Source organism: Aquiflexum sp., from assembly GCF_977115555.1.
Map to the genome: position 1 here is coordinate 1 of NZ_CDSBKL010000188.1, position 7,839 is coordinate 7,839.

Sequence of the window (7,839 nt, forward strand, 5' to 3'; positions counted from 1 at the left end):
GAATCTCTTTCCGGTAATTTTTTTTTCTATTCACCACATCCTCATTTACATCGCTTGCTAGCTAATATCAATCAATATCCAATATCCATGAATATCCATTTTTAAGGTTCATTCAAGGATATAAGATTGAAAATCCAATTATCTTCGAATCCATGATAACAGTTGATAATATCCTCAAACTCGGTGATCCCCGTCTCTATGAAAATTGTGAGCCAGTTCAGCAAGAGGAACTGCCTCAGGTTTTGGATTGGGTGAAAGACCTACACGAAGCCATGGAAGACATCCGAAAAAGATATGGTTTTGGAAGGGGGATTGCAGCGCCACAGTTGGGGATCATGAAGCGCTTGTTTTACCTCCATCTCGACAGATCCTACATCATCATCAACCCGGAAATCACCCATCCAAGTGAGGAAATGTTTGAGCTTTGGGATGATTGCATGAGTTTTCCCAATCTCCTTGTCAAAGTCAAAAGACACCAATCCCTGACCTTGGAATATCTGGATGAAAATTGGGAAAAGCAATCTTGGACCGTTGAAGGTGCTATCTCAGAACTTATCCAACATGAATACGATCACCTAAACGGCGTACTCTGCACCATGCGGGCGATCGATGATAAGTCGTTTAAGTGGAAGGACTGAAGAGAACTTCATGTTTTGGTTCCTTCGACTAACAGTCCCCAACTGCTTGTATTTAAAGATCTGATGTTAAGACTGAGTGGAATTTTTAATTCCACCCTTTTTATCTTTTCCAATTTGCAATTGGACTTTCCGACCAAACACCCATACGAAAGGTAATTCTTGGCAATTTGAATTACAAATTCAAAATCATAAGAAGGCGTAATTTCAAATTACGCCTAGCGCCAGTGAAGTTTTTCAGGTTTATTTTGGGGTATTGAAAGTTTGCCATTGTAGTGCCAAATAATCCATTTTAGAAATTATGGAGGTAAACGGATATTCCAATGGCTATCCACTCACATAATCTTTCTGCCCTTTTTTTGGATATGGTCGGGCTACTTTAAATTATTTCCCTAATTTTGGACCAATTTAGCCGTAAGTAATTAAACCTCTTAAAACCTCTTTTGGAATGCCTAAGGAAACAAGCATCAAGCACACACTCATCATCGGTTCAGGGCCCATTGTCATCGGTCAAGCATGCGAATTTGATTATGCCGGTTCACAGGCTTCCAGGTCACTCAGGGAAGAAGGCATCAAAGTCACTTTGATCAATTCCAATCCTGCGACGATCATGACGGATCCGGTGACTGCCGACAATGTGTATTTGTTGCCTCTCGACAAAAAATCCATCATCAAAATCCTCCAAGAGCATCCGGATATCGATTCTGTTTTACCGACTATGGGGGGACAGACAGCGCTGAACCTTGCCATTGATTGCGACAAGTCAGGCATTTGGAAAAAATACGGAGTCAGGATGATCGGCGTGGATATCGATGCCATCGATACCGCCGAGAACAGAGAAAAATTCAAAGCACTGATGGAAAAAATCGGTGTGGGTGTTTGTAAAGGAGATACTGCTACCTCTTTCCTTCAGGGAAAAGAAATTGCACAAGAAATCGGATTTCCATTGATCATCAGGGCTTCTTACACCCTTGGAGGTGCCGGAGGTGCATTTGTGGAGAAGGAAGAAGACTTTGAAAAAGCTTTGGTGGCGGGACTTCAGGCTTCACCTGTACATGAGGTGCTCATCGAGCAAAGTATCATGGGTTGGAAAGAGTACGAGCTCGAAGTTATGAGGGACAATATTGGCAACATGATTGTCATTTGTTCCATCGAAAACTTTGATCCTATGGGGGTGCATACAGGTGACTCAATCACCGTTGCACCGGCAATGACCCTTCCGGATACTGTATATCAGCGCATGAGGAATTACGCCATCACGATGATGAATAGCATAGGGAATTTTGCAGGAGGGTGTAATGTGCAGTTTTCTGTAAGTCCTGACAATACCCAGATTATCGGTATCGAAATCAACCCAAGGGTATCGCGTTCTTCTGCTTTGGCCTCCAAAGCCACCGGATATCCTATCGCTAAAGTAGCGGCAAAGTTAGCGGTTGGGTATAACCTCGATGAGCTGACCAATTCAATTACCGGAAATACCTCTGCGTTTTTTGAGCCTGCCATTGACTACGTGATTGTCAAAATCCCAAGATGGAACTTTGATAAATTCAAAGGTTCGGACAGGAGATTGGGACTGTCCATGAAAGCTGTCGGAGAAGTGATGGGTATAGGGCGCAATTTTCAGGAAGCTTTGCAGAAATCCTGCCAATCCCGCGAAATCAAAAGAAACGGATTGGGCGCCGATGTCAAAGAACTCCGTGACCAACAGAATATTTTATATAGCCTTGCAAACCCAAGTTGGGACAGGCTTTTCCATATCTATGATGCCTTCAAATTGGGCATTTCATTCAGGACAATACATGATTTGACCAAAATAGACAAGTGGTTCTTAAGGCAGATTGAGGAATTGATCCATGTAGAAGATCAGATTGAGAAGTTCAATATCAATACTATCCCAAGGGAATTGATGGATATGGCCAAGAAAAAAGGCTATGCTGACCGTCAATTAGCGCATTTGTTGGGTTGTTTGGAAAGTGAAGTCTTTACCAAACGCTATGATGAAATGGGCATCAAGCGGGTGTACAAACTTGTAGATACCTGCGCCGCTGAATTTGATGCACAGACGCCTTATTACTATTCTACTTTTGGGGAAGAAAACGAATCACCGGTTTCAAACAAAAAGAAAGTGGTTGTATTGGGTTCAGGTCCAAATAGGGTAGGGCAAGGCATCGAGTTTGATTACTCCTGTGTACATGGTGTATTGGCAGCCAAAGAGTGCGGCTATGAGACCATCATGATCAACTGTAACCCTGAAACTGTTTCGACAGATTTTGATATTTCTGACAAACTTTATTTTGAACCTGTTTTTTGGGAGCATATTTATGAAATCATCCTGCACGAAAAACCTTTGGGTGTGATCGTTCAGCTTGGTGGGCAGACCGCTTTGAAACTTGCCGAAAAGATGGATAAGTATGGAATCAAGATCATAGGCACTAGTTTCGAGGCATTGGATTTGGCTGAAGACAGGGGTAGATTTTCGACCTTGCTGAAGGAAAATGATGTGCCATATCCTGAATTCGGGACCATCCACAATACTGACGAAGCCTTGGAGTTGTGTAAGACAATCGGATTTCCGCTTTTGGTAAGACCTTCCTACGTTTTGGGAGGGCAGGGAATGAAGATCGTCATCAATGAAAAAGAGCTTGAAGAACATGTTGTAAAAGTGCTTAGGGATATTCCAAACAATGAAATCCTTTTGGATCATTTCTTGGAAAATGCGATTGAAGCAGAGGCCGATGCTATTTGTGATGGGGAGAATGTTTATATCATTGGGATCATGCAACATATAGAGCCGGCGGGGATTCATTCGGGAGATTCTTACGCGGTATTGCCTCCTTACAATCTTGGGGATTTTGTCATGCGACAGATTGAAACTTATACCAGAAAAATCGCCTTGTCACTGCGGACAGTTGGTTTGATCAATATCCAATTTGCCATCAAAAACGATAAGGTATATGTCATCGAAGCCAATCCAAGGGCGTCAAGGACTGTCCCTTTCATTTGCAAGGCGTATCAGGAACCTTACGTCAATTATGCCGTAAAGGTGATGTTGGGTGAGAAAAAAGTGACCGACTTTGAATTCAATCCTGTGAAAAAGGGTTATGCTATCAAGGAACCGATTTTCTCTTTCCACAAATTCCCCAATGTCAACAAAGAATTGGGACCTGAAATGAAGTCAACAGGTGAAGCCATTTACTTCATTGACGATTTGATGGATGATTATTTCTTGAAGATCTATTCTGAGAGAAACCTTTACCTGAGTAGATAAAGAGCCAAGAACCGAGAACCGAGAACCGAGATTTGTCTCGATTCTCGGTTCTAAAATCTAAAAGTCTAAAAAATGGGATTTATTTTCAAATTTCTTCTGATTGCAATTGCCCTGTCTTGGATCTTCTCCAAGTTGCTGCAGTTCTTTGTAAAAAGTAAACTCAAGCAATTTGTAGATCATGCCAATGACCTGAAGCGGGAAGAGGATAGAAGGAGAAAACCTCCGGGAGCCAATGTGAATGTCGACCATATCCCAAAAGATTTCGAACAAAAAAGGTCAAAAGAAATCAAAGGCGGTGATTACATCGATTATGAAGAAGTGAAGGATTGATCCTTCACTTTTTTTTTGCAACAATGTTAGCTTTTGATCGAATCCCATTCTGATTTAAGACTTGAAAGGATTTTTGAAACTTCTTGGATAGTGTCATCAACCACCGTTTTATTTTCATCATCAAGTACTGTCAATAATTCCACTCCGGTGGAAGAGGCCACAAGGTCTTTAAAGTCCAGGTTCAGGCCTACACCTTTAAGAGCATGGCCGGTTTGCTTCACACCATGAAGGTTGTTTTCATTCATATGGGTGATCAGAGTCAACTGGAGTTTCTCAATGTTTGAAATACTTACTTCGAGCAATTCCTTATAAAAATCAGGGTCAGACAACCTATATTCTTCAAATTTGGAAGAAGCGATGACTTGGGAGGTGTTTGGGGAAGAATCGAGGTATTTTTCGATCATCCCTGAAATATCGGATACCAACACCGGCTTGCTCAAATAATCATCCATTCCGGCTTCAAGGCACCTTTGGTATTCCCCTTTCACTGTTCCTGCTGTCAGTGCTACTATAGGGGTCCTGACATCTTTTTCAATTTTCCTTATTTCCTTGGTAGCTTCATAGCCACTCATTTCAGGCATTTGAATGTCCATAAAAATCAAGTCAGGCTTTTCGTTTTTATACTCCTCTAAAGCCTCAAGGCCATTGAATGCCTCAATAATGGCAGATGTAGGCAAAAGCTTTTTAACAATGGCTTTGGCAAGAAGCATGTTGACCGGATTGTCATCTACAAGCAATATTTTAAATACTGAGTTGGAACCTTGCTCTTTCTTCGAATTGGAAGACAGGTTACCACTGTTCATTTTCTGCTCGGTTTGTGGAATTACCACTTCTTCAGAAACAGGCAGATTAAGCGTGAAATAAAATTTACTTCCTTTACCAAGAGCAGTCTGAAGCTCAAGTTTGCTTTCCATCAGTTCCAACAGTTTACTGCAAATAGTGAGTCCCAGTCCTGTTCCACCATATTTTCTTGTGGTGGAATTGTCTTCCTGCGCAAAAGCTTCAAAAATCGTACGTTCCTTTTCTTTGGAAATACCTATTCCTGTATCTTCCACAGAAAAAACAATCGGCATGACGCCATTTTGGGAAAAGGGTCCGTCTACCGAGACGGAAAGTTCTATTTGTCCCTTATGGGTAAATTTCCCCGCATTGCTCAAAAGGTTAATCAATACCTGTTTGATGCGGGTAGAGTCAGCGAAAACAGATTTTGGAAGGTTTTGATCGAGAATGAGATTAAGCTTCAGGTTTTTTTCACTTGCTGTGGGTTGGATAATTTTCAAGGTATCCGAAACCAAGTCTTTGATGTTGACCCACTCAGGACTCAATTCAAGTTTTCCTGCTTCGATTTTTGAGAAATCCAAAATGTCATTTATCAAATCAAGCAGGAGTGTCCCTGATTGTAAGATGGATTGTAAAAAGCCTTTTTGGTTTTCATCCAAGTTTGTTTTCATCAAAAGGTCAGAAAAACCAATAACACCGTTCAAAGGGGTCCTGATCTCATGGCTCATGTTGGCCAAAAATTCAGATTTGGCTATACTCGCTTCATTGGCAGCTTCCATTGATAGAACGAGGTTCCGCTCCATGTTTTTTCTTTCGATGGCATTGGATATACTGTCTGCAAAACTTATCAGCAGGGCAGTTTCGGCTTCACTCCATTTTCTTTCTGAAGTACAGTCATCAAATCCCACAAAACCCCAGAAATAATCTTCGACATAAATCGGGATTAGGAGTATGGATTTGATGTCCTGGCTCTGTAATAGCTCTTTTAATTCAGGATCATCCTCCATTTGATCCACAATGGCCTGATAAAGATTGTTTTGGGCCATGACCCTAGATCCCTCGCCAAAAAGCCCAATCGGAAGTCCTTGCAGGTTTGGGTTATCGATTTCAGCGGGAACTCCCAATGCACTCCACTCAAATCGCTGGGAACTTAAAATATTCCCGTTTTCATCCAGGCTGTTTTCAAAAAGATAAGCCCTGTCCACTCCGGCTCCATCTCCAAGTAACGTTACTGCCTTTTGGGTGGCTGTGGCAAAATCATGGTTGGAAAGCAATTCCTTGGTTGCAAAAGCAATCGAGGTAAGCATCTTTTCATTCCTGACCAGGTTGTTGTTGACATTTTGGAGTGTCAGTTCATTTGCCTTTATCAGATTCTCGGTGGATTTTTGATCTGTAATATCCCTCAAAAACAGGTATTTGAAATTTGGTGTTTCCAGGTCAAATGAGTCTTTGTCAATATTTTTAAGATAAATTTCGAAGGTTTGTTTCTCAGATGGAATAGTCAATTCTATTTTATTGTTTGTGGAGTCGGATAGAAACAAATCCTCAAATTCCTTCGAAAGCTCCATTAGTTGGCTTTTTTTGTAGATTTTTTGGGGGCTTAACTTTGAAAAAAACTTTCTGGCAGTGAAGTTCATCGCCACCACATCCCCAAGTCGGTCCAAAATTAGGATTCCATCAGATATGTTTTCAAAGATCGTCTTGAAAGCAATCGGATTGGCACGGAACAACTGGTATTGGAACAATGCCCAAAAAAGTGTGACACCGCTGATAGCAAGGCAAAAAGGAACTGGATCTAGTCCAAAGGGATAAAAACCAAAAACCACAAACAGATAAGCAATCCATGGGATCAATGTCCCAAAAAACATAATCAGAACTTGTCCCCTGTAAATCTCTGGAATCGAAAAAAGCATCCTGAACAGAAGGAGGTTGGAGAAAATTATCAATATCGAATTATAACTGGCATACATCCAATGAAGGATTCCCCTATCTAGAGAGACCGACATGAAGTATGAGTTATATGCTGCCGAAATCTCTTTGTAAAAAAGGTGGTGGTAATCATTGGTAAAGACCATTAGAAGGAAAAATGATGAAATTCCAAAGATCAATACCAACCAGTTTTTGTCGATGAATTTTGCCCTGTCAGTATATTTCAATACGAAAAGAAATAGGAATGGTGTGACAAATGCACCACCTATAAATTCCAAAATGTAAAATAGTTTAATTCCCTCAGGAGTAATGGAAAGTAACTCGATACCGTAGAAGAAAGAGTAGAAAAAGCAGCTCAACATGAAGTAAGCAAAATAGCGTTCTCCGTGTTGGTTGTTTTTGTTAAATGAAAAAAATGCCAATACCAAAAACAGCAGACTAGTCAGAAATATTGGTGTGGCAAATGGATTAAATGAAAATTGAAGATTCATAAATTGCTTATGGTCTAAAGAAAACGGGACTCAACGATTGGGTTTAAATTGATTAAACTTAGTAAAAATAATTCTTTTACCCTCCTAAAAAAACTATATAGCGTAAAATTAAAAATTTTAAAATAAATGCAAAGTATAACTTAATTTTTGATTATAAAATCATAGTAAAATGGATTTAGTCACATTCTTAATTTGGCATTAATTTTTTTGGTCTTTGCATCTTCAAAAAGGAGTAATAAGTGAAATTCCTTCGCAAAAACCAATACAAGAAAAAAATACTATTCAGTGTAACCGCTGATTTTTTTCAAATAAATTTTTATGTCAAAAAGTCTATTTTTATAAATTTTCAGGTGGTTTTGTAGACATAATTTCCGATTTTCAGTTCCTTTTAGCTTTGGTTTATATT

Annotated in this window: 4 protein-coding genes; 3 read left to right on the forward strand and 1 reads right to left on the reverse strand. The window is 40.1% G+C overall.

Translation table 11 applies throughout. The features are described 5' to 3' along the window. Window positions 1–152: 152 nt before the first annotated feature. The 3 genes from ACZFYI_RS12020 (at window position 153) to ACZFYI_RS12030 (ending at window position 4,233) form a co-directional block, all read left to right on the forward strand. Entirely contained in the window at window positions 153–638 is a 486-nt protein-coding gene (locus ACZFYI_RS12020; protein WP_462524373.1) for a peptide deformylase, read from the forward strand. Between the two features lie 445 nt (window positions 639–1,083). Beyond that, window positions 1,084–3,903, forward strand: a complete 2,820-nt coding sequence (carB, locus tag ACZFYI_RS12025; RefSeq protein WP_462524374.1) for a carbamoyl-phosphate synthase large subunit — start codon at window positions 1,084–1,086, stop codon at window positions 3,901–3,903. 72 nt (window positions 3,904–3,975) lie between these two features. Beyond that, window positions 3,976–4,233, forward strand: a complete 258-nt coding sequence (locus ACZFYI_RS12030; RefSeq protein WP_462524375.1) for a DUF4834 domain-containing protein — start codon at window positions 3,976–3,978, stop codon at window positions 4,231–4,233. 26 nt (window positions 4,234–4,259) lie between these two features. Here ACZFYI_RS12030 and ACZFYI_RS12035 read toward each other — a convergent pair whose 3' ends face one another. Continuing rightward, a complete protein-coding gene (locus tag ACZFYI_RS12035) occupies window positions 4,260–7,433 on the reverse strand; it encodes a histidine kinase N-terminal 7TM domain-containing protein (protein ID WP_462524376.1) in 3,174 nt (1,057 codons plus the stop codon). Window positions 7,434–7,839: the final 406 nt, after the last annotated feature.

Bases quoted from the DNA above. Each gene is read 5' to 3' on its own strand.
- carB (WP_462524374.1), top strand. From the start codon at position 1,084: ATGCCTAAGGAAACAAGCATCAAGCACACACTCATCATCGGTTCAGGG.
- ACZFYI_RS12030 (WP_462524375.1), top strand. From the start codon at position 3,976: ATGGGATTTATTTTCAAATTTCTTCTGATTGCAATTGCCCTGTCTTGG.
- ACZFYI_RS12020 (WP_462524373.1), top strand. From the start codon at position 153: ATGATAACAGTTGATAATATCCTCAAACTCGGTGATCCCCGTCTCTAT.
- ACZFYI_RS12035 (WP_462524376.1), bottom strand. From the start codon at position 7,433: ATGAATCTTCAATTTTCATTTAATCCATTTGCCACACCAATATTTCTG.